The organism is Paenibacillus melissococcoides, from assembly GCA_944800085.1.
GTDB lineage: Bacteria > Bacillota > Bacilli > Paenibacillales > Paenibacillaceae > Paenibacillus_B > Paenibacillus_B melissococcoides.
On sequence record CALYLO010000003.1, the window covers coordinates 573595 to 599752 of the forward strand.

Genomic DNA, 26158 nt, shown 5'->3' on the forward strand with positions numbered 1-26158 from the left:
TGCAGCGACTTCCCATGTAAGGAAAGGTGGTAACCGGATGCAACCGAAGAGCAGTATTGTACATCTCCCTGTCTATCAGCCGGGGAAATCGGTCGATGAGGTGAAGCGGGAACTGGGCTTGGACCGCATCATTAAGCTGGCGTCCAACGAGAATCCGTTCGGATGCTCTCCTCAGGCCAAGGAAGCGATGAGACAGGAAATCGAAAATGCCAGCATCTATCCGGACGGGGCTGCCGTGGCGCTGACGGCCGCGGTAGCCGAGAAGTTCAATGTCGACACGAATCAAATCGTGTTCGGCGCCGGCTCCGACGAAGTGATTCTGATGCTGTGCCGGGCGTTCTTGGTGGCGGGCGACGAGCAGATTACCGCCGACCAGACCTTCCCGCAATATAAGCATAACGGGGATATCGAAGGCGCGGTCACGGTCGAGGTTCCGTTGAAGGAAGGGACGCATGATCTGGACGCGATGCTCGCCGCCGTCACGGAGCGGACGAAGCTGATCTGGATCTGCAATCCGAACAATCCGACGGGGACGATTATCGGCCGCGCCGAATTGGCGCGGTTCATGGAGCGCGTCCCGGAGCGGGTGCTCGTCGTGCTGGACGAAGCCTACTGCGAGTATGTGACAGACGAGTCCTACCCGGACGGTCTCGACTATTTGCCTCATTATAAAAACTTGATCGCGCTGCGGACCTTCTCCAAAATCTATGGCTTGGCCTCGCTCCGGATCGGATATGGCATCGGGCATCCGGACGTCATTCGCCTGATCAATCAGGTGCGCGAACCGTTCAACACGTCGCGCTTCGCCCAAGCGGCCGCCCTTGCTGCCGTTCAGGATCAGTCATTCATCGAGGAGTGCCGCCGTCTGAACGCGGAAGGGATCCGCTATGTGCAGGAACAATTCGCAAGACTGCAATTGTCCAGCTTTCCGGCCCATGGCAATTTCATTATGGTTGACGTCGGCCATCCGGCGCAGCAGGTGTTCGAGGCGCTCATGCGCAGAGGAATTATTACGCGGGCAGGCCATAAAAAGTATCCGACACATATCCGCATCACGATTGGCTCCCGCGAACAGAACGAAGCGATGATTGAAGCATTGGAAGCGGCATTGGCTGAACTCAAGGTGGGCATATGAACACGAGAATCGCGATATTGGGCGTAGGACTGATTGGCGGTTCGCTCGCCCTGTGCTTCAAGAATAACCCCGGGATTCATGTTGTCGGATACTCGCCGAATCCTTCTTCAACCGAAAAGTATGTCAAGCGCGGGGTCGTCGATGAAGCCACGACCTCGCTGCAGGATGCGGTGCGGGATGCGGATTATATTTTTGTCTGCTCTCCGGTAGGGATGTTGGAATCAATGCTCCGAAGCCTGCATCAGTTGGATGTGAAGCCAGGCTGCATCGTAACCGATGTCGGGAGCACGAAGGCGTCGGTTGCCCGCTGCGCCCGCGAGCTGGCATGGAGCGGAGTGCATTTTATCGGCGGCCATCCGATGGCCGGATCGGAGCGTTCCGGCGTGGAGGCGGCTTCGACGCTGCTGTTCGAGAACGCTTATTATGTCTTGACTCCGGATAAGGATGTCGATGAGGATGCGTACAGCAGGCTCGTCTCCTTGCTTCGCTGCACGAAAGCCCATATTATCCGCATGAATCCGGAGGAGCATGATGCGGTCGTGGGCGCCATCAGCCATCTGCCGCATATCGTCGCCGTCGCATTGGTCAATCAAGTGCAACAATACAATGAGGACAACAGTCTCCACGAGGTGCTGGCCGCTGGCGGATTCCGCGATATTACGCGCATTGCTTCGAGCGATCCGGTGATTTGGCGGGATATTTTGTTAAATAATCGGGATATCCTTCTCCAAATGCTTCAGGACTGGAAAGCGAACACGGAGCAATTCATCAATCTATTGCAGCAGCGGGACGGCGAAGGGATTATGCGCCAATTCGCGAAGGCGGGCGAGTTCCGCGGCCGGATGCCGGAGCGGCGCAAAGGCGTGCTGCTCGGGCTCCACGATCTGTATATGGATGTCCCGGACACGCCGGGCATTATCGGAAAAATCGCAACCGAGCTCGGCAAGCATCATATTAATTTGAGCAATCTTCAAATTATTGAGAGCCGGGAAGACGTGCCGGGCGTCCTGCGCCTGTCCTTCCGGCAGCAGGAGGATGCGGATCGGGCCAATGAGCTGCTCACCGGGAGCGGGTATCAGATCTATGTGTAAAGGTCGTCCCGGCAGCGCATTCTTCTCATGGTCGGCAGGATAGCTTGCAGCAGAAACAGGTGAAACGGGCCAGTCGAGGAATCTTCTTGACCGGCCTGTTTGCTTTTGCGGTCTAATCAGAGATCGATTGCCGCCGTCTGGCAATCTCTGGGGCTTGAGACAGGAAATTTACGGTGCGCCATTTGTATATAACGAGCGGGAGATGCTGGGGGAATACGCGTCCCGGGGACTTTATTATCAACAAGCGAATCAGGTGATGCCGGGAATCTGTCCCGAATTTTTCGCCTATCATGGAGCCGGAGCTTACCTTACGATTGAGTCGTATTGCGGGTCGACGCTGTCTCTGCAAGAGACGGCCCGAGCGGATGCGGCCGGGCTCGGGCGGCAGTGCGGACAATTTATGTCAGCTATGAGCAGAGCGGAGGCGCCGCTGCGCGGTTTTGGATTCCTCGGTTGGCAGGAGGAAGGTCTCGCCGGAGAAATCCAAGGGGATCTGCAGGCCTATCGGCAGGAAGAAACGAATGAGTACCTGGAGCAGTTCGGCTCCTTCAAGCCGGCATTCCGCTTCAAGAAGATCCATCGTACGACAGCTCTCCCCGTTATGCGAAGCACAAGTTCGGCATCTACAGGGCCCAGCTTAACGGATTCGCCGACGGCTTTCTTGCCGGCTATGCCGAAGAAGACGAGAGCGTTGAATATTCCGTCAAGGTTGAGGAATTTTTGATGGTGCTTGATCTGGCCTGTCATCATGCGGGCCTGTTGAACGAGGAATGGAGTGAGGGAATCCGGCTGCGGGTCGGTGATCGGGCGGCTGTGAAGGAGCGGATTCCCGAATATATTCGGCGGTTGGAGCAGTTTGCATTTGAGAAGGGGCGGAACAAATAATTATGGGTAAAAGCCCTGATTTGCGGTGCTACGGAAAAATCTGTGAAATGAAGTAAATAATTTTATAAAACCTATTGACGGAATGAAAACGGATACATTATAATAAAGGCACAGTATGGTTTCTCTCCACTCCTATCCATATACTGTGTGTCCTAAATTGGACACCGCCGCCCGTAGCTGGCGGCTCTTTTTTTTGGGTAAAACTCAGAAATAGTATATCCCACTGCCTTTATTTTTTTGAGACGTGGATTTGATTTCAAAAGTTTCACCCCATCTAAATTTTATAGAGGTCGTTAAATCGGGGACGATCTCTTCGACAATGAGTTCGACGATTCTCCGCTTGTCATCGTCTTCTAGATCTAAGATCGCCGCTCCAAGTTCGCTAAGGATATCATCGAAGTCACCAAATTTCTTTGTGGGCATTGGGAGTTTTTCGAGTTGTTTTTGTAATTCTGCTTGTCTTCTTTCGAACCGCTGCATGGCTCTCTCGAAGTCTTGTTCGGTTAGTACCCCATTGACGTAATAATCATCAAATACTTTGTGTTTTGCTTGCTCCAGCCTTTCGAGTTCATGGCGGATGTTTTGTAAGGAAGAAGCAGTCGAATCGTCATTGGTGCCTTCTAATATTTCGGTTTTTGAATATCTTTTTAAGCTAATCTCAGCAATTAGGTTTATCACGGCTGTGTTCAAAGTGTGTAAATCAAAGCTTGCACTTCGGCAGCCGCCCGGTTCATTTTTACCTACACATACATATCTTCTGTTGTTGCCAAAACCAGTAGCGCGTGAAAACATTTTACGATTACATACTGGACAACGCATAACTGTTGTGAGCATTTGTCTATTAATGTTCCCTTTCCAGGCCTTTTCCTCTCCAAAAAGTGTGCTTTGAATGTAAATAAAATCTTCCCATGTTACTAACTGAGCATACTTTTCAGACAAGGGATATAATTTCCCGTCCCATTTTTGCATTCTTGCATACGTTGGGTTACTTAAGACATAGCGGACTCGGCGAGCTGTCCAAGGCACTCCTGTTTCGGATGGGATATTGTTTTCTATGGCCCACCCGGAAATTACAAACGGCCCATTCCCTGCTTTAGCCATCTTGAACATTGTTTTTATATAAATACCATTTTCATCTTCCTTGGAACCATCTTTATATCTGACGATCCCAAATGGGAAAGGGCCGCCATTCCATCTCCCTTTTTCAGCATTGGTCTGCTTATTTGCCCGTGTTACATCAGAGAGGTTGTCGGAAAAGTATTCATTGAAATCAGCTAGTATGCCTGCGAACAACCTTCCGTTGGGAGTCCCAAAGTCCAATTGTTCTAAAGCAGAACAAATATCGACATGCAGGGATTCCAGGGAGTCATGGATCAATGAGAAATCCTTTTTCCGACGGGTAAGACGCGACAAGTTATAGCAAACAAGTTTTTTTACTTGTTTATGGGAGTACAGATATCGCAGTGCTTCCATTAGACCAGGGCGTTTAGTATAACTGATCCGATAACCGGAATAGTCAATATCCTTGAATACTGCCACGAGTTCCAGATCGTTGTATTCACAATACTGTTTGATCTTTGTTAGTTGTGTTTGCTCAGAGATATCTTCTTTATCTTCTCTTTCGTCCGATTGTCGTATATAACCTATAGCTAATTCTTTCGGCTTTACCTTTCGTAGTGCTACCATAGACAACTCCTTTCTGGCCACACTATATATGTGCCTAAATGGTGCGTCTAACTTCTACGACCTTTCCTAGCACCGTCACTTGAGCGGAAGGCACCAGGATAGGCTGCATTACAGGGTTAGATGGCATGAGCATGCACATTTCATGTTGGCACTTCACGCGTTTGAGAGTTGCATTGTCGTTATCAACTGCAACGACCGCAATATCAGATGGTGATACCTCTTCTTGCGCTACACAGATTACTACGTCACCATCGCTGATGTGATCGCCTATCATTGAATCTCCATTTACACGTAAAGCAAATGCTTTTCGACCACGCGTAACCGACTTCTCTACAAATACCACACCATCCCGATATTCAATCCGATCTATAGGTTGCCCTGCTGCAATGGCTCCGAGAATTGGCACGGAGATGAACTGTTCATCAATCCCAGCTCCATACTTTGCTCCAGTCTCTTTAGCTACGATCGCATCAAGGTATTCGCATTTTAGTGATTTCAATTTTTCAAGTTTTTTAAATTTTTCTTTTATCTCTTCTGGTGCTCGCTCAATCACTGCGGCGAGCAAAAGCTTTTCGATATCACCTCCTGTGATTTCCGCAAGTGCTCTATTTAATTCGTCTGTTGCTGGATTTGGCGTTTTCCCATTTTGCAACTGGCTAATGTAACTCTTTGTAACATTATAGTCATAGCCTTTTAACTTTTCCGCGATCTCGCCAAGTGTATATCCAGAGTCAGCAATGTACTTACGTAGCAACTCATGGTAGTTCAAGTTCTTCACCTCCTCCATTAACGGCTAAACCCATAATATAGATGTTTCAGTAAAAAGTCAACACTATTTTGTTGTTAAGTATTGACTGAAACGAAGTGTTGTTCTACTATCTAGTTAACAGATCGTTTCAGTAAACGATAAACGGGAGGTGAGAACTTGAAATACGCAAATGTATTGAGCGATGCGGTAATTGCTAGCAACATGACATACACACAAATAGTAGAAAAGTGTCGCAGAAAAGGAGTTAAGATCTCACGATCATACCTAAGTAAACTATGTACAGGCGCAATGTCGCCAGCATCTGACGAACTCAACAAAGCGCTAGCGGAAGTCCTAGCGCCGGGCTCAACATTGTACCAGCGGCTAGCCGTCGCAAAGTATAAGGAAATCATTCCGGGCGAAGTGCTCGAGGCTTTGGCTGCAGGATTATGAGGGGAGGACTAATTATGAGAACCATAGACGAGATCGAACAGGACATGCTCGCTAATAACGTCACTCCAGAAACCATAGATACCGCAATCAATACGCTCGAAGAAGAACTTATAACATTTTTAGGCGGTGTACTATGGAACGTCGGGTAACGCGAGAACCTTATGAATATCAGTTTCTGGCCCTATTATCCAAAGCAATTGTTAAGCGAGCGGAGTCCAAGAACAAAAATGAAAAGGAGACGAAATCAGCATGAACCAATTACAAGTATTCAACTTCATCGGAAATGAAATTCGGGTAGTCACGAAAGACGGTCATCCTTGGTGGGTTGCTAAAGATGTTGCAGAGGTTTTGGGATTCGATAGTGCATATCGAGTTATTCGGCTATTAGATGAGGATGAAAAGGATGCCCACAATATGGTCACCCCTGGCGGACCCCAATCATTCGGAATTATTAATGAATCGGGATTGTACAGCGCCATTATGAAGAGTCGGAAGCCGGAAGCACGACAATTTAAGCGGTGGGTGACTCACGAGGTACTGCCGAGCATCCGTAAGCATGGAGCCTATATGACGGATCAAACGTTAGAAAAGGCGCTCACAAGCCCCGACTTCCTGATTGACCTAGCAACACGGCTGAAGGAAGAGCAACAGGCGAGACTTGCAGCAGAAAGTCAAGTAAAGCAGCAGCAGCCACTTGTACAGTTTGCAGAAACCTGCATGAGCAGCAAAAACAGCATTCGGGTGCGGGAGATGGCCAAGCTGGCGAGCAAGAACGGGATCAACATTGGTCAGAATCGGTTATTCGCAAAACTCCGGGAGTGGGGGCTAATCATGCACGGCTCCAATGAACCAATGCAGCGAGCAATTGATGCAGGATGGTTTGAAGTAGTGCAGGGCGTTTACCAAAGAAGCTCAGGCGCCGAAACATATCGGACGCCGCGGGTTACGCCTAAAGGACAAGTCTATATTATTAAGCGTTTGAAGGAGGAAAGCGCATGAAGGTCGATTTAAACCCAGTCATCTGGAATGAAATCATGGATATCTGTATTGACATTGAGAAAGGCCAAATAGACCACATTGACGGGACTGCCAAGATTCAAGAGGCCGTTGAGGGATATTTGAAAGAGGTCACCACAGATGTACCGCCCTCTCAAGTCCTGACACTTGGTATATTCCAACTATTCATAGGTGAACATCCTGCAGCATTATGTGATTCCATTACTGATCTAATCCGATTCTATGCCACCACAAAAAGCAAGGCAGCATACAAAATTGTTAATCGTTTGACTGGCGAAACCCTATTAACGAACGCTTGGCGATATCAAATTAAGAAAGGAGAATGAACAATTGAAAGCCAAAATTATCGTTTTGGTGAGTGGCGATGTATACGAGGGTGTTGAAATAAAGGAAGTTAGAAAAGGTGTCCTGCCGAAGGAGATGGATTCTATGGTTGAACTTTCATTCGGCAAGACAAGAATTTACATCAATGCTGCCATGATCGTCTCTTTAGAGCCTGATGTACAGTGTACAGGTAAAGGCCTTGTAGTTACTTCTTTTTAGTCTGAGATAGAGCACTCCCCGCGACTTTCTTTGAAGCTGCGCTATATCTATTGTCGCGTAAGATTTTGGAGGCAGTAGAAGCTACTTTTTTCGATGTTTGCTTCTTGTTAGGCATAGTATCACCTCCCTTCAATGGTGTCTGGACAACTCTATTGTAATGGGAGATGAAGGAAGGTTACAGCCAAAATAAGGAAAGGGGTTCGAACATGTTCAAGGGTGGAAAGCGTGAAGGAAACAAATTGTATGTCAAGCGCGGGGATAAATGGATCGAAATCCTGGAGGCCGCAAGGCTAATGGAGGGTGATGACAAGTGAAAACAGATGAGAGCCAATGGATCGCAACGGCGTGTGATGCGGACCGGAATACGTGCCAGCTTACGCGGTATCTCGTCTTCGGAACTGTAGGCGGGGCGCAAACTTGGTACGAAGCATTACGAGAGGAGGTAGAGGAGGCATGACGCAGCAACTGGAAGCGCGGATTGAACAAGCAATCGAGGAATACATGCCGCTCTACGATCGGTATTTAGACGAGCCTGACGAAGCGGCTAGGGCGGAGATGAAGGCTCAAATGGTGGCGATTGGGCGGAAATATGGGTTCGATGGTGGGTTAGCATCATGAGGCCTACATGCGGATGCGGGCGGCCGGCTGAATATCTGGTGTACAAGCACCGGGAACCGCATTGCTTGGATTGTTTGCTTGAAGCAATCGATTGTTCAGGCAAGGAAGTAAGCGTGTTTAAACCAGTGGATTGGGGGCTCAAGTATGGAGCAACTACGGGAAGCAATCGGGAAGTTGGAGAAATTGCAGGATAGTACCAACGGAGTTGCAGTATGGTCCGCCTTAGACGAATTGTCTTGGTTTATGAATCATGAGTTGTCAGACGTGATCACACTGCTGCAGGAAGTTGAAAGCGAAATGGCCGCGGTGGGGGCCGCGAACCATTCCAGTCATCAATAAAAACAGTTACGTGCATTATATCACAAATTTGGGAGGGTGCAACATATGAGTTTCGATGATAATCAGCAAATGGACTATTCCAATTATATGATGCCGACCGAGGCGCCGCCGCTGCCGTCAGTAACGGCTCAGTTGGCGACCACACGACAGACTGAGGAGGTTAAGGCCGCGATCTTCATGGCGAAGCAGTTCCCACGGGATCAACAGTTTGCTTATAACCGAATTATGACGGCATGCCAGCGCAAGAAGCTGGCCGAAGAGGCTGAATATGAGTTCCCACGCGGAGGCAGTAAGGTCAGTGGGCCATCAATCCGGCTCGCCGAGGTGTTAGCACAGAACTGGGGCAACATTGACTACGGCTTGATTGAGTTGGAGCAGCGCCCGGGAGAATCCAAGGTGATGGCCTACGCATGGGACATCGAGACGAACACTCGCCGGCAGATGACATTTACAGCACGGCATGAGAGGAAGGCCAAAGGAAGTATCAATAAACTGGATGATCCTCGCGACATTTACGAATTGGTTGCTAACCTTGGGGCGCGACGGATGCGGGCCTGTATCCTTGGCGTCATACCCGGAGACATTGTTGACGCCGCGTTAGAACAGTGCAAACAAACGCTTATTAATGGCTACAAGGAGCCGCTGCCGGATCGGATAAGGAAAGCCTTTCAGCAATTTCAGGAGAAGTATGGCGTTTCGAAGGAAATGCTTGAGGAATATATCGGCTGCGATCAAGAAGCATTCACCGAGAATGACTATCTACGTCTGGGCAACGTCTGGAAGGCTCTCAGAGACGGTATGGCGAAGCGAGAGGACTATTTCACTATCAAGCCAATTGCGCAGCCTACAAAGGCCGAGGAAGAGTTCCTGAAGCAGCAGGAAGCGAAGGCAGATAAGAAGGTCAAGAAGGATAAGGCTGGAGGCGAAGCCGATGCTGCAGCTGAACAGCAGTAACTATTATTCGGCAGAAGCGAATTGGGAGTATATGAGCAATAGTCAGTATAAGGACTTCCGGGCATGTGAAGCAATGGCAATGGCGAAGTTGGGAGGTTGGCAGGAGCCTCCTTCTGACGCCCTCCTATTAGGCTCATATGTGCATGCCTATTTCGAGGGGGCAGAGGCATTTGAGTCATTTAAGGTTGCTACTCCAGAACTGATATCTAGTAAGGGTCCGACTAAGGGGAAATTGAAATGTCAGTACCGGGACGCTGAGGCCATGATATCGGCACTTGAGAACGATCCTTTATGCATGTTCCTGCTTCAAGGTCAGAAGGAAGTAATTATGTCGGCAGAGTTCACTGGAACATGGTGGAAAATCAAAATGGACAACTATGCTCCCGACCGACTGCGCTTTAGCGACATCAAGACAGTACAAAACATCAGCAAGGAGACGTGGGACCCAGAGAACGGCTATGTATCATTTGTCGAGGCGCAGGGTTATGTGACGCAGATGGCTTTGTACGCAGAGATAGAGCGGCGAAAACTCGGGCGGGACGGCTGGATAGAACCGTACATCGTGGCCGTGTCTAAAGAGGACCCACCGGACAAGGCGGCGATCAGTATTAACGCCTATGATATACAGCGGGCGTTGGATGAGGTTGAAAGGTACATGCCGCGGATCCTAACGGTAAAGTCCGGCCAAGAAGAACCAGAACGTTGTGAGCGCTGCAGGTATTGTCGGGGAACGAAGGTGTTGAACCGGATCATCCACTATTCGGAGTTGATTGCGAGATGACACTATCATTCAATCCGGTGCCGAAGCCGGGGAAGAGCAAGCGCATGAAACTAACGCAGAAGCAGATGGGCGATATAAGCCCGTCTGTGGATGCGGAACTAAAGGAACGGAGCAAGGGCATATGTGAAATTTGTGAGAAGGCATGGGCAACAGAGAGGGCGCACCTGACCGGACGGAAACAGCTTGATTGGAAAACCAAGGTTACGGATCTGCTGCATCTTTGCACAGACTGTCACCGGTGGCTGGACGGCACACAAGAAGGCATACGGTTCAGACGATTGGTAGCGCACATAATCAATACGGTATTAGGGAGAAGGTGAAATACATGCGGGGTCAGATTAGTCCTAAACGACAAGCAATTTTTGAGTTTATTAAAGAACATGTACTTGCAAAAGGGTATCCACCAACAGTGCGAGAGATTGGGCAAAAGGTGGGACTTGCATCCACAAGCACAGTGCAACGTCATATTGATGCCTTAGAAGCACAAGGGAAGATCAGACGCAAGCCAAACAGTCCTCGAACAATAGAAATTATTTTATAAGCAGGTGGGTGGTATGCAAGGCTGGATAAAACTTCATAGAAAGATCCGATACAATGCCATTTTTAACAATCATCAATTGTATCGGCTATGGACAATCTGCTTGCTTACGGCAACCCATAAACGGCGCGAGCAGATTGTCGGGAATCAGACAGTTTTGCTCGAGCCAGGACAATTTGTAACCGGTAGATTTGAGCTTCATTCGGAGTATAACAGCGGTCTAAAGAAGAAGGATCAAGTTTCAGAATATACCGTTTGGAGATGGCTGATGTCGCTCGAAAAAGGCGGATTTTTGAGCATCAAAACGAGCAACAAATTTAGCGTCGTAACCATTGATAACTGGGCACTTTATCAAGGTTCAGACAACGATGATGAGCAACAAAACGAGCAGCAAGTGAGCAACAAACGAGCAACAAATGAGCAACAAATGAGCACAAACAAGAATGTAAAGAATAAAGAGAATGAAAAGAATGATGAGAAAGATAGTTGTTGTTCGGATGATATCGAATCAATCTTTGGACTGAATGAAAAACAGGATCCCGTTCCTGATACTTCAGATACGGACTCTGAACCAATGATTTCAGTTCACGAATATCGACAGAAGGTTGCTTATAAGTATCTTAGTCGCAGAGGCAAAGGCTTCTACCTTACGAAGATAGACGAGGATGAGGTAGATAGTTACATTGTCGAACGCATACCGTTACGAGTAGTGCTGCAAGGCATAGATTATTCCTTTGACAACTTCAAGCCAAAGCACAACCGCGATGAGATTAAAAGCTTGAAATACTGTTCCCCAGTCATATTTTCTCTTTACGCCCAGCAAGGTACCGTTCCCGCTGCAGAGGCGTCGGGTGCCGTCCCGGAGGTGGATGCCGTTCCGCCCGGAGAGAAAGGCAAGGAGAACGTAATAGATTTGCTTGAGCAACTCAAGAAAATGCGAGGTGATACCGGTTGAAAGATATGGGCGCGGTCTTAGGTGAAGCTAAGGTAATCCCGCCGAATTACAAAGAACGTCTGGCGCGTATGGAAGCAGAACTTGAGCATCACCCGGATATAGTTGCGCTCAAGGAAAAGTTTCCTGATTGCGACCTAAAGAAGAGCAAGAAAAGCGAGCTATATAACTATACCCGTAATTGTGATAATTGCCGGGCTTGTACGGGGCTGGATACCTGCCAAAACGAGTTTCCTGGGCATAGGTTGGTGCCAGATTCGGATCCGCCGTACCTGGAACTGCTCAACTTCCGGCTGCTGCCGTGCCATTTACAACAGGCTTTAAACAAGCAGCAGAAAATAAAACACATGATTAAAAGCCATCATATGCCAGCATCAATAACAGAATCATCGTTTGAACAATTGGACGTCGATCCGCAGCGGCAGGCAGCCATAACAGAATGTATGAAATACTGCTTGGATTTTAAAGAGGGTGAAACGGTCAAAGGCCTGTATCTTTACGGGGGCATGGGGATCGGGAAAACGAAAATCATTGGAGCAGTCGCCCATGAGTTGGCTAACCGTAGTGTAGCGGTCGCAATGGTGTATGTCCCGGATTTTCTGGAAGAAGTGAAAGGTGCTATATCGACCAATACAGTCAGCGAGAAGTTGGATGCAATACGAGATGTGGATGTACTGATACTGGACGACATTGGGGCCGAGCCGTTGACGACTTGGACAAGGGATGAAGTGTTAGGGCCAGTACTGCAGCGGCGTATGGAGCAAAAGCCTACGCTATATACTTCGAACCTCACAATGACCGAGCTGGAAAGGCACCTTAGCAACGTGAAGGACTTCGACAAGATGGAACCGCAGCAGCACAAGAAGAAGGCGGCACGGATTATGGAACGGATCGAACCGTGGGTAAAGTTGATTCATGTAAACGGACGGAATAGGAGGAGAAATCCATGAAAACTTGCACTATTTGCGGCGGTAGTAAGGTGGTTATCAAGCGCATAGGGGCAATGACGCAGTTCGGACCGTGCCCCAATTGCAAAGAGGGTTCGAGATGATAGACGGATTCGCGTACAAGTCAGGAAAGAAGCCTGTGCCTCGCAGAGATCCCGAGAGGGACGACAGAGACCGGAAGGCGAGTGACGTTGTAGAGCGGCAAATGACGCCAGAGGAACGGGAGCGGATGGAAAAGATCGGCCCATACCGGGATCGCGATGGTCAGAAGCGCCGGCCCAGCCCGTATCCGGGAAGGTGGTAGAGATGGCATATATCGCATGTGACGACATGGATTTTATGTGGGAACAAAGGGATCTTGAAGTATTCCGGCAGATGTGGAAAGAAGGCTTTTGTGTAACGGATATTGCCCGTGCGTTCGCCCGGGATGCAGACGAAATAGGGCTATTGGTAATGGACCAGAAACGGAAAGGACATATCAGAAACCGCCCAGGAGGAGCATTAGGGAGGAGGATGCCAGATGGAATACGGTAACCGCGGTATGGCGTTTGAAGAGTTAATTGAATATTCTAATCGGTTGTATGAGAGTCAGGGGCTTGCTGTAATCAACAAGCGGCCGACTCCGGTCAAGGTAACCCGCAGCCAGGGGAGCCGGGTAATATCAGGGTTTTTCGAAAAGCAATCAACGGTTGACTTTGACGGCGTATATCGAGGGCGGGCGATAGTGTTCGAGGCGAAATCTACCAAAAATCCTACTAGATTTGACTTGTGCAAGCTTCCCGATCATCAATACGAACATTTGGAAAAGTGTCATAAGAATGGGGCCGTAGCCTTTGTACTTGTCAGTTTTGAAAAACAGAAGAAAGAATATCTACTCCCATACACGGCGCTACGGCCATACTGGACGGAATACAAGAAGCCTGTCGGCAAGCGTAGCATGAGTATTTTGGATTTCGACGTCCATGCGTATGAGGTGGATGCAGGGCGGGTGCCGCTGGATTACTGTACTCTCTCAGAATAGATGACAAAGATTAGATGACAAAAAACGAACCGAGAAAACGAGGGAAAGCCCGGTACTACAAGGGATTTGACGGGATTATCATAGTTTCGCGGTGACAGAAATGATGAGAATGTAAGAGGAAATTATAAAAACCAGAATTTTTAATAGAAAAAGCGTGAATCCCTTGCGTATCAAGGCTTTCACGCTTTTTTCTGTTTTTTAGCCATTGCTTCACAACCAAACTGGTCTCAAAAAGAGATCCCACGTTTTAACGGCGCGTTAATCAACATTAATCGGAAGTATTACAAATCGCAAAAGTCCATGTGTATCAAGGTAAATCATGATTAACGATCGTCATCGTTGCGTTATTAAGGGATGAAATATGAACGAAAAACGGCTAAAAACTTTAGTGGAGCAAAGGGACATTTCGGAACAAATTGAAAAAACCTGTCCCATTGCAGTTGTGGCGCGGGATTCCGGATTTTTTTAAACTGGGAAACTTTATCGCTTCAATGGGACAAAGAAACGACCATAAACAGACTATAATATGGGAATTCAAAACAACTCATCACGGAGGATTGTTTTTCCTATATTGCCTGGAATTCGATAGATGAACTTCCCTACAATTTTAACTTTTTCAGTCGGAAGGGATCGTTCTGGATAATCTGCATTTGATGACAAGAGAACGACTCGATCCCCTGCATTATAGATACGTTTTAAAGTGATTTCCTCGTCGTTAATCCTCAATAATGCAATTTCGTTGCATTCTACAATTGGCTGCTGCTGGATGACAACATAGTCCCCATTTTCAATGCCATCGCCAGTCATGCTATCGCCATCAACTTCCATAACAAAGCAAGTCCCCTTCGTGTATTTGCTTGGAACAGGCATATAGCCAAGAATGAACTCATAGTAGTTTTTTTCGATACCCGCCGCTGTCTTACCGACCAATGGTACAGCGTGAGCATCCTCCTCGATTTCACTCGTTCCATACTCTACCTTTTCTTCTTTAATACGGGCAGCGGCTAATTCGTCGTTCTTTGAAATAGCAGTTTTCTTGCTACAGGTATCCTTCTCTTTCTTAAAGCGCAGAAATTCTATATATTCTTTAACTTTTTCTTTCTCCTCCTCGGACAACTCTGAAAAATGGGAAGTAGTTTCCCACTTATCGGCAAAAAAAATAGGCGACTCCTGTTGCTCAATCTTAGGTGTCGGCCTTTCCTTCCCGGTTAGAATCCAATCTGCAGAAACCTCAAAAAAGGTCGATACTGCGATCAGGCCATCTGAAGAGGGATTCTTGTTACCGTTTTCCCAGTCACTGATTTGCCCAGAAGAAACTTTGATGCCAGTAGTTTCGGTGATGTGTGCAGCTAAGGCCTTCATTGAAAGGTTCTTCTGCTCTCTTAAATACCTAATCCTGCTCCCTATTGTGATCATAACAACAATCACGCTCCCAATTGTGATTATATTACTCACATATATGATCATATGTATTGACATTGCTCACATATGTGATTATTATTGAATTATGGGTGGTAGATACCCAAGAAAAGTATATCTCTTTTGTGAGCAGATGGCTACGTCTAATATTGTCGGAAAAGGAAGGGGATAGGATGGCGCGGAAAAGGCCAATCACAGCACTAGGATGGGAAATCAAGAAGAGATTGGCTGAACTTCAACTGGATCAGAGGGAGTTTTGCCGGCTTCACAACATCCCAGAGAATCGCTTGGGAGACATCATAACGGGGACGCGCAAGGCCGTAAAACATCGTGAAAAAATCCAACAATTGCTAGGTATCGGCAACTACCCTGAAAAGAAAGCAGAGTAACCTTTCGAAATGACATTTTTCATGGAAAGGGGGTGTAACCACGATGAAAGGAAAGCCTGAATTGGACATGTTAGTCAACGAGCGCCCTATCGATATTGGCTATCGCTCGCAGCTTATTCATGGTGCACCGAGCGAAATCCAAAATGATCTAGCGATAGAGAAAATGATTGCCCAGAGAAGTATTCTTGTTTCATAAATCTATACGTTGGAGGAAGAGGCGAAGAGAGCCATCATCGAGAGAGAACGCTGGAATGCTAGATTTAATACCATGTTCATTGATTTAAGGACACTTTATGAACGACATAACCAACTGATTGAGCAGATTGGAGAAAAACGGCGTGAGGTGGATGAGTCGGAAAAGCAAGAAACGGAATAGGTGGAGGGGTTTCCATGATTCGACATCAAGAAAAAAGAGGAACGACCCACCCCTAAGTGAGTCGCTCCTCAAATCGAATCATTATCCAGAAGATTCCCCTCCACTATAGCACATTTGCATTCAGTTTGGGAAGGAGGAGACCGATTGGCGGAATCGTATATCTCACTTGAGGAAGCTGCAAAATTTGAGGGTGTAAGTTACGACATCATTAAGAAGAAGATCCAAAGAAATCCTGAAGAGTTTAAGACGAAGACTGATCAGTCCCAAAACGGTGGAAAGCCTCGGATTCTTGTCTCTCTGGTTTCGTTAAGCAAAAAGGCTAGAATGGCGTACAAAAAAGCTGTAGGCATCGATGGCGCGGACGTAATTATCAGTCAGCGCGCGAAAACAGAAGAAACCCCGTGGTACATCTACACCGATCTTGCTGAATACATCGAAAAGAACAGCAAAACGTACTACGAAGCTGTTGAGTTATCGAAAGTCATCCACGAATTTTTGAACTATGGTGACCGTGACCGTACCGAATTCGCAGATAGTTTTGCCAAAGCACATTGTATGAGTCAACGAACACTTTACCGGCATTCTCAAAGCTATCTTGAAGCAAGTGCCTGGGCAATGAAAATGAACAAACAAGACGGAAAGAACTATGACTTTTTCAAGGTGTTAGCTCTTTGTCGCAAGCCTAAGCAGAAGAATACTTTTCCTTCGCTTACATCCGAGGTCAGGGCATTTATAGAAAACCTGTGGTTTGAACCAGCATTCGCAAGCAACAACGGAACGATCGAAATGTTATACGGAAAACTCATGAAGATAGGATCAATGAACTGTTGGGACATCCCATCATACCCGACAGTCGCCCGCTATATTGGATATTTGATGGATGTAAAGCGCGGCAAGAATGCTCGGTTACTAGCCGAAAAAGGGATGCGCGAATTTAAAAATCAGCGAATGGTAAAAGCATCACGCAACATTAAGGCATTGCCAGTTATGGGGCTTGTGCAGGGTGACGAGCATACATTCGATGTCTGGGTGAAATATACACACCCGAACGGCAAATCAAAAGCTGTAAAACCACAGTTGGTGGCGTGGCTAGACACGCGAAGCCGCTGCATCGTAGGTGATGTAATTTGTGTTAGGGCAAATTCGCAAGTGCTGAAGCAATCGCTACTCAATATGTTGTACAACGATATCGGCGGAGTTCCTGAGTGGTTGCTAATCGACAACGGGAAAGATTACACGGCTGAAGCAATGACTGGACGCAAACGCAATGAGCGAGTCAGCTTCGACAGTGAAACAAAAGGCTTCTATCGTAGCATTGGCATCCAGGATGACATGCGAAGCCTTCCATATCAACCGTGGTCAAAGGCGCAAGTTGAACGCTTCTTCGGTACTCTGATCAGCAAGTTTGAAAAATGGCTCGGTAGCTATACGGGTACGCTCACAGGTTCCAAGACGGCGGCAAAGGTCAATAAGGATATTCCGAAGATGCTGGAACGGGATGAACTGCTGACACTCGATGAGTTCTATGCCCTCTGGTGCGAGTGGCGCGACGAGTATCACCGCTCATATCACAGTGGCCTGAAGGAACAAGGCGACAAGTGGCATACGCCTCTTGAAGTGTTCCAGCAAGCAGAACGTTATGAGAAAGCGCCGCCACCGAAGTCATACGCAACCATCTTGATGATGAAAGCTGAGCGTGTGCTGGTTCGGAACATCGGAATTAAGAAGTTCGGTTATGAATATCGCGCTGATGAGCTCTGTCATTATATCGGTGACAAGGTAGATATCAAATGGGATCAGAACGATGTGACCAAGCTCTATGTATATACAACGGATGGGGACAAAATTTGCGAAGCATACAGCCAAGAATTATTGCTCATTGCCCCGAAGATGCCTCAAAAGGCACTGGAAGATCACTTGAAGATGCAGAAGCGTCAGCTACGGCAGACAAAGGACGAACTGGCGTACTACACAACGCCGCTTGAAGAACGCGATCCGCAATATCAGGGCTATGGCAATGATGTGGCTGGTTTTATCTTCAAGAACGATACTCCAACGCAGAAGCAAGGCTCTTCGAAGCTGGTCGCATTACCGGATGACAAACAGTTCAAGGACGAACTTCGTTCTCGAAAGACGATAAAGGCAAGTAGTAACGAAACAGACGACTTCCTACAGAAGCAAGCGGAGAAAGCCCTCGCAGAGCTTCGCAAACTTGGTTAATGAGGAGGAATTAAAGTGGCAGCCGCAGCACTCTATTCAATTCAAGGCGAAACACCGACAACCTTGGCGATACAACTAAAGGGCATGATGGATAAAAACGGGATGACAATCACGGAACTGGCTAGAGAAATCAATTACTCCCGTCCAGCACTCTCACAATATATCAATGGGAAGTACCCTTCTGATCCGACTGACATCGAACAAGCAATATCAAGCTTCATATCTTCCCGTGGTGGAGAAGTAGCAGCAACTAGTGAACGGACAATCATGACACTGTCAAAGCCCCAATTCGTCGAGAGCCGGGACGCTACAGCTATCATAGGAGCGTGTCAGTCCTGTCAATCCTTCACTGCTCTAGGTATCATCGTAGGGAAATCAGGATACGGAAAAACGCATACGCTCAAGTATTATGCTCGTTCCCCGAAGGTTGCTTATATCGAATGCGACGACACAATGGGACAACGCGATCTGGTCAAAGCTATCGAAAAGGCTCTCGGATTACCCAATGGATACGGATCAATCTGGGAGCGTGTAAACGGCATTCGTGAATTTTTTAATTGCAATCCTGGATACTTGCTCATCATTGATGAGGCGGACAAACTGGTCAGCAAATACAGTCAAAAGAAGATGGAAATATTGCGCGGTATATTCGATCAATCCGATGTTGGAATGATCATTGCCGGGGAGCCAAAGCTGAAAGCACTAATCAAGGGATTTATAAATCGGTTTGCGAACCGTGTTGACTTCTACGTTGCTCTGAAAGGGCTATCGTCCAACGAGGTACGCAAATATCTCGGAAACTTCAATATTGAGGAAGATGCTGTTCAAGAGCTTGTAACCCGGGCGACTAACAATAAGAACGGATGTTTCCGATTACTCGACCGGACAGTAAACAACATTCTTCGAGTATTGAATATGCGGAATTCCGAACCTTCTGGTGAAGCATCTGCTCCCCTGATTACTTCGGAGATAATCACCCAGGCTAGCAATATGATGATGCTGTAGGAGGTACAGATGATGAAAAGATATTCGAACCCATCCGATCCTGTCGTTCGCTTGTTCAGTCTGCTGCAACATGTATGCTTGCCCATTCCGGTGACACCAGCAGCAATTGTATCTGGTCTCACTGAAGAGGAAGTTCACATCACATTGAATGATTCGCCAGATTATAACATCCATAGTAAATACATTCATGCAAGACCTTCCTACCAAAAGGCATTAGCTGACATGAGAGATGAGCTGGGGGAAACGATGACGCTAGAAGAAGTGAATCGCCTCTATCACGAATTGCATTATGGATTCCTTATCTCTGATGGCAAATTTATCAGTACATTCCATGAAGTACAGCATGATGCAGCAGTTTCATGAGTTGGTGTAGCATCGCCCTGGCTTAAACCGGGGCGTCAATTACATATACAAGGAGGAACGCAAATGAAAGAATTCAGCAAGAGATTAAGCAAGAGCGGTTCTATCACGTTCCCGGCAGCGCTTCGCAGGGAATACGGGCTGTCAGATGGTGAAAAATTTAGTATCACGGTTGATGGTGAAGACGGAACCATCTTGCTTCAGCGAACACACGGGAATTGTATGTTCTGTAGGTCTGACAAGGAACTGATTGTTTTCTATGGTCGCTTCATCTGCTCCTGCTGTGTAGAAAACATGGATGTAGATGTCTCAGAACGAAGATTTGCGAATGCTTTTGAAGGAGCTGCTTCTGAATGAGCTCAACACTTGCACAGAAAGTTGACGAGGCAATCGCCCTGGAACAACAGATGAAGAAATGCAAGAAACGGATGGATTCCATCAAGGCAGAACTCACCACAGCGGCGTATGCGGAGATGGACAACAAGAACCTTTCCTTCTTCCAGATCACTGGCACGAGCGGCCGTTTCAACGTTGTGTACAAGGAAAAGTTCGAAGTTGACAACTATGACAACCTCATTGACGTTCTCGGCGAGGTCGCTCTATCAAAGGTCAGCCGCAAGCAAGCGGTCAAGTATGAAACAGATTTACGTTTCAAGGCGGCTCTCATTGCTCTCTACAAGGCTGAATACACAACGGGCGTTACTATCGAGAGCATCCTCAGTGGGCTTGGGCTCGGTGAGGATGTAATCAAAGCATTGAAGAAGAAGCTCAAAGGTGAATACCTGAAGGACAAGCAGCTCCTGGAGAGTGTGGGTGTAACTGGTGAGCTTGAAGAAGAACTTGATGCAATCAGAATGGTTAAGAATGGCGAGCTTGTTGAGCGTTTCTTTGGTCAACTATCCAAGGAACAAATCGACATCATCAGGAACGCGGTATATGTGGAAGACAGCATCAGTGTGGGGCTAGAGATCAACAAAGATACGTGAGGAGACGGACACTCATGGATAAGATCACCTATCCGCAGATGAAGAACATATTTGGGCTTGCCAAGCAAGCCCAAATCAATAATGACGAGCTGCATGATCTGGTTCACTCGGTAACAGGCTCAAATAGCATTAAGGCATTAAGTAAAGCGCAAGGAATCAAAGTAATTGACAGACTGAATCAACTACTCGGTAAATCTAAGCCATCTACACGAGCGACCCCTAACCAGATATGGCAAATCAACAAGCTGGCGAAAGAGTTAGGGTGGAACAATGATCCTCGTAGGCTTCGCGGATTCTTGGAGAAGCAGCAAGGCGTTAGCCATACCAGCTATCTTTCCCCCACCCAAGCAAGTAATGTCATCGAATCATTGAAGGCCATAAAACGGCGAACAATGGAAGGAGGTCGTAGAAGCCATGGAACATCATGAGCGGTATTCTCCAGCTCAACAGGAAACCATTGAAGCTTATTGGGATACGATCCGATGGACACGAACAACAGGGAAGATTTCTGATGGAATCAAGCAGCGCGAATATGAGTATTGGGCGAAGTATGAACCTACCCTTGTCATTAGGGCGCTATCCATCCACATGGAAAAGTATCCAAATATCAAGGAGAACTACACGCGGGGCATCCTCCGTAATCTCCTGAAAGGTGGTGCTGTTCATGCAGAAATCGAAAGAGAGCGTAGCCGATCTGTTCAGAAGCCTTCAAGCAGCCAGGGCAAACGCGATATCAGCGCCGAAGAAGCCTTCCGCAGAAGACTCTCTGGCCTATGATTGCCTAAAGTGTCGAGACGAGGGTGTTATATTAGTGCCTAAACGCAATGTGGCTTATCAATGCGAATGTATGAAGTCTAAGAAACTAAAACGGATCATGAAAACTACCAACATGAGTGAAGATGCCTTGCTCAAAACATTTGACAATTTTAATTTAGAAGGCTTGGATTCTCGTATTGTCGCTGCATATGAACTGGCGCGTGAATATTCTGATGGACTGATTGCACGAGTTCTAAAGGGAAAGGATTTAAAAGGAGTTCCTTGGTTGGGGATACTAGGGACTCCTGGCAGTGGCAAGACGCACCTAATAACTGCAACAGTTGCGCCATTGATCGAACACGGTATACATCCCCTTTTCTTTAATTGGGTACAGTCGTTTACAGAATGGTTTTCTCATTACAACGACCCAGAAAGTTCTTATATGATCGAGGAAATTCGGCAAAATATATACAATTGTGACCTGCTGGTTGTAGATGACATTTGCAAGGAAAGCCAGAAAGACACCTGGATTCGGGAGTTTTACGGCATCGTTGATTACCGTTATCGAAAGCAACTCCCTATCGTCTACACGAGCGAATATTTCGCAGAACTGATCGGGTTTCTGTCAAAGGCGACAGCTGGACGGCTATTTGAGCGTACTGTTAGCCTTAGAGGAAAGAAGTTTCTGGGCAAGATGTTGTTAAATGAGGGCGAAGACCCACTTGCCTTGGATTACCGATTTAAGGATTTCTGAAAGGTAGGCGCTTACTATGGTTGACTACAAAAAAGTTCATGCTTACACCCTGACTCCAGAACAACTAGAAGCGGAGCGTAAGCGACTCGACGCAATGAAGCCTAGACACTATAGAGGAAATGACGTTGCTATTCTTGCGCCTCAAATCGGATACAACGGTAAGTATCTTAAAAAGGGCGGCGAATGGTACAGATAGACTAATCATGTCGTTATTATCAAGAAAAGTGGCAAAGGAGAAGCGAATGACAAAGCGTAAACCGAAGCCAGTACCAGTGTTAATTGCAGCCCCACCCGATCCGAATCGATGCTTCGTCCACTTCTCCAAGGCATTTCCTACTGCTGGTACTATGGCGGTTAGCTTGGAGAGTCTAGCGAATCAACTTCGCAAGCAGCCGATGGATAGAAAGGTATCCTCGATCCAATTGCATCGGCATATTTTTGAGATCAACTTTGAGGAGGTGGAAAAATGAAGCCAACAAGCAGTATGACAATTGAAGACTGGAAAACCGTTGAAAAGAACTTGAGACATCTGCACTACCCTGTGGAATTAAATTGTGATGGTTACCCAGTAACATTGGTTCTTGAGAGGGTTACCCCGTTCAAGAACGGCATTGCAGTGTATATCGATGGAACTGTTAAGGGCTCATGGATAATTGATGATTGCGAAGAACGACGCAGATTCATGCGGCCTATCACGAAGCAACTTTTCACTAGAAAACAACTAGAAAGTGCTAAAAAAGTAAGCAAGAAATATTACAGGGACGCAGCAGCACAGAAATATACCTATCATGATCATCGTTGGTATTCTTTTGGTTCGTTAAAGAGACATTTGATCAAGAACAATGAAGTAATAGAGATTACAAGCCGTAAAGGAAGTGTCGCAGGATGATCTATCGTAAGGATCACATCCCGAAAAATACAATGAAGAATCGTCGCCCTGGATACCCAATGGACGCGACAACGATTACCATACACAACACTGGAAATTCAACAAGCAGCGCTGCAAATGAACGCGGTTGGTTGACAAATCCTGAGAATGATCGCGTAGCTTCTTTTCACATCGCAATCGACGAAAATGAAGCAGTAGAATGCATTCAATTGACTGAAAATGCATGGCATGCAGGAGATGGCAGCACCATGAAATCCGGCAATAGGACGAGTATCGGAATTGAAATATGCGAGTCGGGGAATTACCAGAAGACTCTTAACAATGCTGCGCAGCTCGTTGCCCACATGCTACAAGAACGTGGATGGGGTGTTGAACGATTAAGGCGTCACTTTGATTGGTCTGGAAAGATATGCCCAAGGCTCATGTACGATGGCGGTAAGTGGACAGGATGGTACTCATTCATTGAAATGGTCAAATCGAACCTCAAATCTGAAACGAGAAAGGATGAAGAACCGATGACAAGAGAAGAAAAAGCTGAGTTTGACAAGCTGAAGAAAACAGTTGAGGAACAAAGCAAACGTCTGAAGGACTTAGTGGAACAAATTGATCCTCCAACATGGGCAAAGGAAGCAGCAGCCTACTACGAAAAGGAAATGTCAACGTTGAAAGGCAGTTATGATTTTTGGCGACTGCTAACTATCCAATACCGGAAGGAAAAAGGGCATTCAGCATAATGAGCATTGACATTTTTGATTATCTGCTATAATTAGGAGGTGATCCGCCGGATGGAATGGCTCGATGAGCTAACGCCAGATATGCTGCCCATGCCATACCGTAAGTATGCTGAATGGATAGGATTAGATAACCTAATTACGCTGGCCAGCAAGGCCGGAGGGGATCATGTGTACATCCCCACATTGGATTTCTTCTTCCGCCGGGTACGTGACAGGCGGATCATTCAAGAGTATGATGGATATAACCATCGAGAGATCGCACAGAAGTATGAACTGAGTGAACGTAGAGTGAGAGAAATTTGTGACGGCATCCTTCCAGTTTCTCCACGGAGGGATGAGAATCAACTCCAACTTTTCGATGATGACGAGCTAAAATGAGGGGCGAAAAATCGGGGAATCCCTTCCAGACATGCAAGAAAACACTTGGTAATCTACCAGTAGAGGCTTATGCCCTACTGGTTTTTTTATTGCCTAAAAAGGAGGCTCTTACATGATGCAAGATGCAATTAACGAGATGTTATTGAATGTGGCGCTGGCGGGCCTGACTCTACTGTCTTCATTTGCGATTTACTACATACGCCGGGCTAGCGCCAAGCTGTCGGCAGAGACGGCGAAAATTGATGCGGATGCGCAACGTGCGCTGGTTCAGGCAGCTATTGAACGATTGGATGATGTTGCGACCAAGACCGTCCACCAAATTGAACAGACCGTCGCCAGTCATTTACGGGAGTCTGTCAAGGAAGGATGGTCACCCAGAGAAGAATTAATGGAACTTGCCCCTCAAGCGTATTCGGAAATTGTCCGCCAGCTCAAGCCCGAATACATGCGGGCCCTACATGACACCCTGGGCGACGCAGAGGGGTACATCATGAGCACGATTGAATCCAAGGTGCTGGAGCTCAAGGAGCGTGCTGGCTAGTGGAGTGGAATTGGATCATACAGACGGCGACGATGCTAGGCATCGGAGCAATTGGTTACTTTTTAAAAACGACGATGGCAGAACTCAAAACGCAAATCAATAAAAACGCTCAAGATGTGGATGAATTGAAAAAAGAATTGGATGACTTACGTTCCGATCTCCCGTTCATCTACACGACCCGGGAGGATTTCATTAGAACGATGAACAACGTCGACAAGAAGCTCGACAAAATACACGATAGCATGCTGGGAGGACAGAGGTAGATGGATGAACAAACCTATCACGGTGTGCAACATAATAAAGCGGTTCGGGGCTATATCATGCGCTCGCTCGCAAAAGGACATAACAATTCGCTCCTATGCAGGCAATTGGTCAATGTCATGGTCAACGATGGCGTAATCATCAGCCCGGATATCTCCAAGCATCTGGATTACTTATTCAAGAAGGGCTACATCGAATATTCGAATGAGCGTGTGAATTCGTACAATGCTTATGCCAATGATGCCGTAATCCGGCTAACGGTAAAGGGCATCGATTTACTGGAGGGCTCAACTCCGGATGATCCGGGAGTCGCCATCTAATGAGCGGCAAACGAAGAAACCGCACGCGCTCTAAAGTTGACGACCTGCCTTTGCATATCAAGGATCAGGTCGACGCGATGCTTCTTGATACACGGTACACCTACTGGGAGATATCAGAGTATCTGGAGGCCCAGGGATTCGAGGTATCCAAGAGTTCCATTGGTCGCTATGCGCTCCGAGTCGGGAACGCGACGCAGCGGCTTATGGAGGCGCAAGAACAGACAAAGGCGCTAGTCGAGATGATCCGGAAAAATCCGGACGTCGATTACACCGAAGGCGGCCTACAAATTATGGCCGGAGAGCTGACGAAGAAGATGGCGCAAGCACAGGAAGAATGGGACTACATGCCGCTGGATAAGGCGGCCCGCGTTATGGTCGCGCTCTCCAGAACAAAGGTCTATAAAGACCGCGTCCGCCAGGACATGCAGAAGAAGATCGAACTAGCATTCCAAGGGATGGAGGCAGAACTCATGGCAGCCATCAAGGCCGATCCTCAACTTGCCGGAGAACTGAAGGCGGTACTGCAAAAAGCGAAGGAAAAGATGATGGCCGATGATTAACCTGGACGAGTACCTCCGGCAACTGGAGGATGAGGCAGACAAAGAAGAACTACTCAGTCTGGAGTATCAGAAGCAGCTCTTTGAAAACTACGTCATGCGTAATGAGCAGCACCGCGAATACCGGGAAACGTTGCTAAGGGAGTACCAAAGCGGCGCAGAACTGACAGGCCCGGATGGCTTGCGCAAGAAGCTAGGAGCCATTGACCTGGGGTATTTCGGGCGGGCTTATCTGCCCCACTACTTCGTCAGGGAATCGCCGCAATTTCACGAAGAGCTGGATAGTATATGGACTCAAGGAGTCATGAAGGGCCTGAACCCTTTGCCGGATGGGAAGAAGATATCAAGGGCGAAAGGCTGCCGCCGTGCTACAGCCGCCTCACGTGGGCATGCGAAGTCGACAAACTTCACCTTTAAGGACACTTTGCACTCGGTGGTATATGAGTACAAACATTACCCGATCATCCTCTCTGATAGTTCCGACCAGGCAGAAGGATTCCTCACG

At 47.3% G+C, this 26158-nt stretch carries 38 protein-coding genes and 2 pseudogenes; 37 read left to right on the plus strand and 3 right to left on the minus strand.

Going from position 1 to position 26158, the window contains the following annotated elements:
- The first annotated feature begins 37 nt into the window (after window positions 1-37).
- The 4 genes from hisC to OCY70_RS14380 all read left to right on the plus strand — a co-directional run bounded on the left by hisC (window position 38) and on the right by OCY70_RS14380 (window position 3111).
- Window positions 38-1135: a histidinol-phosphate transaminase gene (hisC, locus tag OCY70_RS14365; protein WP_213426294.1), complete on the plus strand. Its 1098-nt coding sequence runs from the start codon at window positions 38-40 to the stop codon at window positions 1133-1135.
- Window positions 1132-2226, plus strand: a complete 1095-nt coding sequence (locus OCY70_RS14370; RefSeq protein WP_213426295.1) for a prephenate dehydrogenase — start codon at window positions 1132-1134, stop codon at window positions 2224-2226. Before hisC ends, OCY70_RS14370 begins: the two co-directional genes overlap by 4 nt.
- 154 nt (window positions 2227-2380) lie before the next feature.
- Window positions 2381-2950, plus strand: coding sequence for a hypothetical protein (locus tag OCY70_RS14375; RefSeq protein ID WP_213426296.1), 570 nt, complete (start codon window positions 2381-2383; stop codon window positions 2948-2950).
- Window positions 2947-3111, plus strand: a complete 165-nt coding sequence (locus OCY70_RS14380) for a hypothetical protein (RefSeq protein ID WP_213426297.1) — start codon at window positions 2947-2949, stop codon at window positions 3109-3111. Before OCY70_RS14375 ends, OCY70_RS14380 begins: the two co-directional genes overlap by 4 nt.
- A 204-nt stretch (window positions 3112-3315) precedes the next feature.
- Here the strand turns inward: OCY70_RS14380 and OCY70_RS14385 are convergent, their stop codons facing one another.
- Complete coding sequence (locus tag OCY70_RS14385) at window positions 3316-4797, minus strand: recombinase family protein (protein WP_213426298.1); 1482 nt, start codon at window positions 4795-4797, stop codon at window positions 3316-3318.
- Between the two features lie 34 nt (window positions 4798-4831).
- Window positions 4832-5566: a LexA family transcriptional regulator gene (locus OCY70_RS14390; protein WP_213426299.1), complete on the minus strand. Its 735-nt coding sequence runs from the start codon at window positions 5564-5566 to the stop codon at window positions 4832-4834.
- A gap of 446 nt (window positions 5567-6012) precedes the next feature.
- Between OCY70_RS14390 and OCY70_RS14395 the strand changes: the two genes are divergently transcribed.
- From OCY70_RS14395 to OCY70_RS14460, 14 genes and pseudogenes are all read left to right on the plus strand, one after another.
- Entirely contained in the window at window positions 6013-6147 is a 135-nt protein-coding gene (locus tag OCY70_RS14395; RefSeq protein WP_261944911.1) for a hypothetical protein, read from the plus strand.
- A 100-nt stretch (window positions 6148-6247) separates the two neighbouring features.
- The gene (locus OCY70_RS14400) at window positions 6248-6997 is read left to right on the plus strand and encodes a phage antirepressor KilAC domain-containing protein (RefSeq protein WP_213426300.1); all 750 of its coding nucleotides are present in this window, start codon (window positions 6248-6250) and stop codon (window positions 6995-6997) included.
- Window positions 6994-7341: a hypothetical protein gene (locus tag OCY70_RS14405; protein ID WP_261944912.1), complete on the plus strand. Its 348-nt coding sequence runs from the start codon at window positions 6994-6996 to the stop codon at window positions 7339-7341. The genes OCY70_RS14400 and OCY70_RS14405 overlap by 4 nt, the downstream gene beginning before the upstream one ends.
- A gap of 4 nt (window positions 7342-7345) precedes the next feature.
- Entirely contained in the window at window positions 7346-7558 is a 213-nt protein-coding gene (locus tag OCY70_RS14410) for a hypothetical protein (RefSeq protein ID WP_213426302.1), read from the plus strand.
- 453 nt (window positions 7559-8011) lie between these two features.
- Window positions 8012-8176 carry a hypothetical protein gene (locus OCY70_RS14415; protein WP_213426303.1) on the plus strand — a complete coding sequence of 55 codons (165 nt, stop codon included), beginning with the start codon at window positions 8012-8014 and terminating at the stop codon, window positions 8174-8176.
- A gap of 144 nt (window positions 8177-8320) precedes the next feature.
- The gene (locus OCY70_RS14420) at window positions 8321-8515 is read left to right on the plus strand and encodes a hypothetical protein (RefSeq protein ID WP_213426304.1); all 195 of its coding nucleotides are present in this window, start codon (window positions 8321-8323) and stop codon (window positions 8513-8515) included.
- 45 nt (window positions 8516-8560) lie between these two features.
- Window positions 8561-9469, plus strand: coding sequence for a hypothetical protein (locus OCY70_RS14425; RefSeq protein ID WP_213426305.1), 909 nt, complete (start codon window positions 8561-8563; stop codon window positions 9467-9469).
- Entirely contained in the window at window positions 9447-10250 is an 804-nt protein-coding gene (locus tag OCY70_RS14430) for a PD-(D/E)XK nuclease-like domain-containing protein (protein ID WP_283776700.1), read from the plus strand. The genes OCY70_RS14425 and OCY70_RS14430 overlap by 23 nt, the downstream gene beginning before the upstream one ends.
- Window positions 10247-10570 (plus strand): hypothetical protein, encoded by a 324-nt coding sequence (locus OCY70_RS14435; RefSeq protein ID WP_261944913.1) that lies wholly within the window; start codon window positions 10247-10249, stop codon window positions 10568-10570. The genes OCY70_RS14430 and OCY70_RS14435 overlap by 4 nt, the downstream gene beginning before the upstream one ends.
- 5 nt (window positions 10571-10575) lie before the next feature.
- Window positions 10576-10785 (plus strand): annotated as a pseudogene (locus OCY70_RS14440) (LexA family protein); the annotation flags it as partial.
- A 19-nt stretch (window positions 10786-10804) separates the two neighbouring features.
- Window positions 10805-11743 carry a hypothetical protein gene (locus tag OCY70_RS14445; protein ID WP_261944914.1) on the plus strand — a complete coding sequence of 313 codons (939 nt, stop codon included), beginning with the start codon at window positions 10805-10807 and terminating at the stop codon, window positions 11741-11743.
- Between the two features lie 5 nt (window positions 11744-11748).
- Complete coding sequence (gene dnaI / locus OCY70_RS14450) at window positions 11749-12690, plus strand: primosomal protein DnaI (protein ID WP_306433993.1); 942 nt, start codon at window positions 11749-11751, stop codon at window positions 12688-12690.
- A gap of 97 nt (window positions 12691-12787) precedes the next feature.
- On the plus strand, window positions 12788-12991 hold the full coding sequence (locus OCY70_RS14455) for a hypothetical protein (protein WP_213431442.1): 204 nt from the start codon (window positions 12788-12790) through the stop codon (window positions 12989-12991).
- Window positions 12992-13207: 216 nt separating this feature from the next.
- Window positions 13208-13708, plus strand: coding sequence for a Holliday junction resolvase RecU (locus tag OCY70_RS14460; protein ID WP_261944915.1), 501 nt, complete (start codon window positions 13208-13210; stop codon window positions 13706-13708).
- Window positions 13709-14242: 534 nt separating this feature from the next.
- Here OCY70_RS14460 and OCY70_RS14465 read toward each other — a convergent pair.
- Window positions 14243-15175 (minus strand): helix-turn-helix domain-containing protein, encoded by a 933-nt coding sequence (locus tag OCY70_RS14465; RefSeq protein ID WP_315973913.1) that lies wholly within the window; start codon window positions 15173-15175, stop codon window positions 14243-14245.
- 125 nt (window positions 15176-15300) lie between these two features.
- On the opposite strand from OCY70_RS14465, the gene OCY70_RS14470 reads away from it, so the two are divergent.
- The 19 genes and pseudogenes from OCY70_RS14470 to OCY70_RS14560 form a co-directional block, all read left to right on the plus strand.
- A complete protein-coding gene (locus OCY70_RS14470; protein WP_213430788.1) occupies window positions 15301-15516 on the plus strand; it encodes an XRE family transcriptional regulator in 216 nt (71 codons plus the stop codon).
- A 43-nt stretch (window positions 15517-15559) separates the two neighbouring features.
- Complete coding sequence (locus tag OCY70_RS14475) at window positions 15560-15712, plus strand: hypothetical protein (RefSeq protein WP_249725572.1); 153 nt, start codon at window positions 15560-15562, stop codon at window positions 15710-15712.
- Between the two features lie 324 nt (window positions 15713-16036).
- Window positions 16037-18112 carry a Mu transposase C-terminal domain-containing protein gene (locus tag OCY70_RS14480; protein WP_213430787.1) on the plus strand — a complete coding sequence of 692 codons (2076 nt, stop codon included), beginning with the start codon at window positions 16037-16039 and terminating at the stop codon, window positions 18110-18112.
- Window positions 18113-18127: 15 nt separating this feature from the next.
- Window positions 18128-19117 carry an AAA family ATPase gene (locus tag OCY70_RS14485; RefSeq protein WP_213430786.1) on the plus strand — a complete coding sequence of 330 codons (990 nt, stop codon included), beginning with the start codon at window positions 18128-18130 and terminating at the stop codon, window positions 19115-19117.
- A 9-nt stretch (window positions 19118-19126) separates the two neighbouring features.
- Window positions 19127-19480 (plus strand): hypothetical protein, encoded by a 354-nt coding sequence (locus OCY70_RS14490; protein WP_213430785.1) that lies wholly within the window; start codon window positions 19127-19129, stop codon window positions 19478-19480.
- Between the two features lie 63 nt (window positions 19481-19543).
- The gene (locus OCY70_RS14495; protein ID WP_213430784.1) at window positions 19544-19834 is read left to right on the plus strand and encodes an AbrB/MazE/SpoVT family DNA-binding domain-containing protein; all 291 of its coding nucleotides are present in this window, start codon (window positions 19544-19546) and stop codon (window positions 19832-19834) included.
- Window positions 19831-20463 carry an ABC transporter permease gene (locus OCY70_RS14500; RefSeq protein ID WP_213430783.1) on the plus strand — a complete coding sequence of 211 codons (633 nt, stop codon included), beginning with the start codon at window positions 19831-19833 and terminating at the stop codon, window positions 20461-20463. The genes OCY70_RS14495 and OCY70_RS14500 overlap by 4 nt, the downstream gene beginning before the upstream one ends.
- Window positions 20464-20477: 14 nt before the next feature.
- The gene (locus OCY70_RS14505) at window positions 20478-20891 is read left to right on the plus strand and encodes a regulatory protein GemA (RefSeq protein WP_261944918.1); all 414 of its coding nucleotides are present in this window, start codon (window positions 20478-20480) and stop codon (window positions 20889-20891) included.
- Window positions 20878-21240 (plus strand): hypothetical protein, encoded by a 363-nt coding sequence (locus OCY70_RS14510; RefSeq protein WP_163979858.1) that lies wholly within the window; start codon window positions 20878-20880, stop codon window positions 21238-21240. The genes OCY70_RS14505 and OCY70_RS14510 overlap by 14 nt, the downstream gene beginning before the upstream one ends.
- Before the next feature lie 34 nt (window positions 21241-21274).
- The gene (locus tag OCY70_RS14515) at window positions 21275-21973 is read left to right on the plus strand and encodes an ATP-binding protein (protein WP_261944919.1); all 699 of its coding nucleotides are present in this window, start codon (window positions 21275-21277) and stop codon (window positions 21971-21973) included.
- Window positions 21974-22215: 242 nt separating this feature from the next.
- On the plus strand, window positions 22216-22443 hold the full coding sequence (locus OCY70_RS14520; RefSeq protein WP_213430782.1) for a hypothetical protein: 228 nt from the start codon (window positions 22216-22218) through the stop codon (window positions 22441-22443).
- Window positions 22440-22862, plus strand: coding sequence for a hypothetical protein (locus OCY70_RS14525; RefSeq protein ID WP_213430781.1), 423 nt, complete (start codon window positions 22440-22442; stop codon window positions 22860-22862). Before OCY70_RS14520 ends, OCY70_RS14525 begins: the two co-directional genes overlap by 4 nt.
- A complete protein-coding gene (locus tag OCY70_RS14530) occupies window positions 22859-23596 on the plus strand; it encodes a peptidoglycan recognition protein family protein (protein ID WP_261944920.1) in 738 nt (245 codons plus the stop codon). The genes OCY70_RS14525 and OCY70_RS14530 overlap by 4 nt, the downstream gene beginning before the upstream one ends.
- Window positions 23597-23647: 51 nt before the next feature.
- On the plus strand, window positions 23648-23974 hold the full coding sequence (locus OCY70_RS14535; protein ID WP_213431483.1) for a Mor transcription activator family protein: 327 nt from the start codon (window positions 23648-23650) through the stop codon (window positions 23972-23974).
- Between the two features lie 112 nt (window positions 23975-24086).
- Window positions 24087-24515: a guanylate kinase gene (locus OCY70_RS14540; protein WP_306433995.1), complete on the plus strand. Its 429-nt coding sequence runs from the start codon at window positions 24087-24089 to the stop codon at window positions 24513-24515.
- Complete coding sequence (locus OCY70_RS14545; protein WP_213431481.1) at window positions 24515-24778, plus strand: hypothetical protein; 264 nt, start codon at window positions 24515-24517, stop codon at window positions 24776-24778. Before OCY70_RS14540 ends, OCY70_RS14545 begins: the two co-directional genes overlap by 1 nt.
- Window positions 24779-25096, plus strand: a complete 318-nt coding sequence (locus OCY70_RS14550; protein ID WP_213431480.1) for a hypothetical protein — start codon at window positions 24779-24781, stop codon at window positions 25094-25096.
- A complete protein-coding gene (locus OCY70_RS14555; RefSeq protein WP_261944921.1) occupies window positions 25096-25656 on the plus strand; it encodes a DUF3486 family protein in 561 nt (186 codons plus the stop codon). Before OCY70_RS14550 ends, OCY70_RS14555 begins: the two co-directional genes overlap by 1 nt.
- Window positions 25649-26158: pseudogene (locus tag OCY70_RS14560) on the plus strand (phage terminase large subunit); the annotation flags it as partial. The gene OCY70_RS14555 and the pseudogene OCY70_RS14560, both read left to right, overlap by 8 nt.

Excerpts from the sequence above, each read along its gene's own strand:
- hisC (WP_213426294.1), top strand. The coding sequence starts at position 38 with ATGCAACCGAAGAGCAGTATTGTACATCTCCCTGTCTATCAGCCGGGG.
- OCY70_RS14370 (WP_213426295.1), top strand. The coding sequence starts at position 1,132 with ATGAACACGAGAATCGCGATATTGGGCGTAGGACTGATTGGCGGTTCG.
- OCY70_RS14385 (WP_213426298.1), bottom strand. The coding sequence starts at position 4,797 with ATGGTAGCACTACGAAAGGTAAAGCCGAAAGAATTAGCTATAGGTTAT.
- OCY70_RS14395 (WP_261944911.1), top strand. The coding sequence starts at position 6,013 with ATGAGAACCATAGACGAGATCGAACAGGACATGCTCGCTAATAACGTC.
- OCY70_RS14400 (WP_213426300.1), top strand. The coding sequence starts at position 6,248 with ATGAACCAATTACAAGTATTCAACTTCATCGGAAATGAAATTCGGGTA.
- OCY70_RS14405 (WP_261944912.1), top strand. The coding sequence starts at position 6,994 with ATGAAGGTCGATTTAAACCCAGTCATCTGGAATGAAATCATGGATATC.
- OCY70_RS14415 (WP_213426303.1), top strand. The coding sequence starts at position 8,012 with ATGACGCAGCAACTGGAAGCGCGGATTGAACAAGCAATCGAGGAATAC.
- OCY70_RS14420 (WP_213426304.1), top strand. The coding sequence starts at position 8,321 with ATGGAGCAACTACGGGAAGCAATCGGGAAGTTGGAGAAATTGCAGGAT.
- OCY70_RS14425 (WP_213426305.1), top strand. The coding sequence starts at position 8,561 with ATGAGTTTCGATGATAATCAGCAAATGGACTATTCCAATTATATGATG.
- OCY70_RS14430 (WP_283776700.1), top strand. The coding sequence starts at position 9,447 with ATGCTGCAGCTGAACAGCAGTAACTATTATTCGGCAGAAGCGAATTGG.
- OCY70_RS14435 (WP_261944913.1), top strand. The coding sequence starts at position 10,247 with ATGACACTATCATTCAATCCGGTGCCGAAGCCGGGGAAGAGCAAGCGC.
- OCY70_RS14445 (WP_261944914.1), top strand. The coding sequence starts at position 10,805 with ATGCAAGGCTGGATAAAACTTCATAGAAAGATCCGATACAATGCCATT.
- dnaI (WP_306433993.1), top strand. The coding sequence starts at position 11,749 with ATGGGCGCGGTCTTAGGTGAAGCTAAGGTAATCCCGCCGAATTACAAA.
- OCY70_RS14455 (WP_213431442.1), top strand. The coding sequence starts at position 12,788 with ATGATAGACGGATTCGCGTACAAGTCAGGAAAGAAGCCTGTGCCTCGC.
- OCY70_RS14460 (WP_261944915.1), top strand. The coding sequence starts at position 13,208 with ATGGAATACGGTAACCGCGGTATGGCGTTTGAAGAGTTAATTGAATAT.
- OCY70_RS14465 (WP_315973913.1), bottom strand. The coding sequence starts at position 15,175 with ATGATCATATATGTGAGTAATATAATCACAATTGGGAGCGTGATTGTT.
- OCY70_RS14470 (WP_213430788.1), top strand. The coding sequence starts at position 15,301 with ATGGCGCGGAAAAGGCCAATCACAGCACTAGGATGGGAAATCAAGAAG.
- OCY70_RS14475 (WP_249725572.1), top strand. The coding sequence starts at position 15,560 with ATGAAAGGAAAGCCTGAATTGGACATGTTAGTCAACGAGCGCCCTATC.
- OCY70_RS14490 (WP_213430785.1), top strand. The coding sequence starts at position 19,127 with ATGATGAAAAGATATTCGAACCCATCCGATCCTGTCGTTCGCTTGTTC.
- OCY70_RS14495 (WP_213430784.1), top strand. The coding sequence starts at position 19,544 with ATGAAAGAATTCAGCAAGAGATTAAGCAAGAGCGGTTCTATCACGTTC.
- OCY70_RS14500 (WP_213430783.1), top strand. The coding sequence starts at position 19,831 with ATGAGCTCAACACTTGCACAGAAAGTTGACGAGGCAATCGCCCTGGAA.
- OCY70_RS14505 (WP_261944918.1), top strand. The coding sequence starts at position 20,478 with ATGGATAAGATCACCTATCCGCAGATGAAGAACATATTTGGGCTTGCC.
- OCY70_RS14510 (WP_163979858.1), top strand. The coding sequence starts at position 20,878 with ATGGAACATCATGAGCGGTATTCTCCAGCTCAACAGGAAACCATTGAA.
- OCY70_RS14520 (WP_213430782.1), top strand. The coding sequence starts at position 22,216 with ATGACAAAGCGTAAACCGAAGCCAGTACCAGTGTTAATTGCAGCCCCA.
- OCY70_RS14525 (WP_213430781.1), top strand. The coding sequence starts at position 22,440 with ATGAAGCCAACAAGCAGTATGACAATTGAAGACTGGAAAACCGTTGAA.
- OCY70_RS14530 (WP_261944920.1), top strand. The coding sequence starts at position 22,859 with ATGATCTATCGTAAGGATCACATCCCGAAAAATACAATGAAGAATCGT.
- OCY70_RS14535 (WP_213431483.1), top strand. The coding sequence starts at position 23,648 with ATGGAATGGCTCGATGAGCTAACGCCAGATATGCTGCCCATGCCATAC.
- OCY70_RS14540 (WP_306433995.1), top strand. The coding sequence starts at position 24,087 with ATGATGCAAGATGCAATTAACGAGATGTTATTGAATGTGGCGCTGGCG.
- OCY70_RS14550 (WP_213431480.1), top strand. The coding sequence starts at position 24,779 with ATGGATGAACAAACCTATCACGGTGTGCAACATAATAAAGCGGTTCGG.
- OCY70_RS14555 (WP_261944921.1), top strand. The coding sequence starts at position 25,096 with ATGAGCGGCAAACGAAGAAACCGCACGCGCTCTAAAGTTGACGACCTG.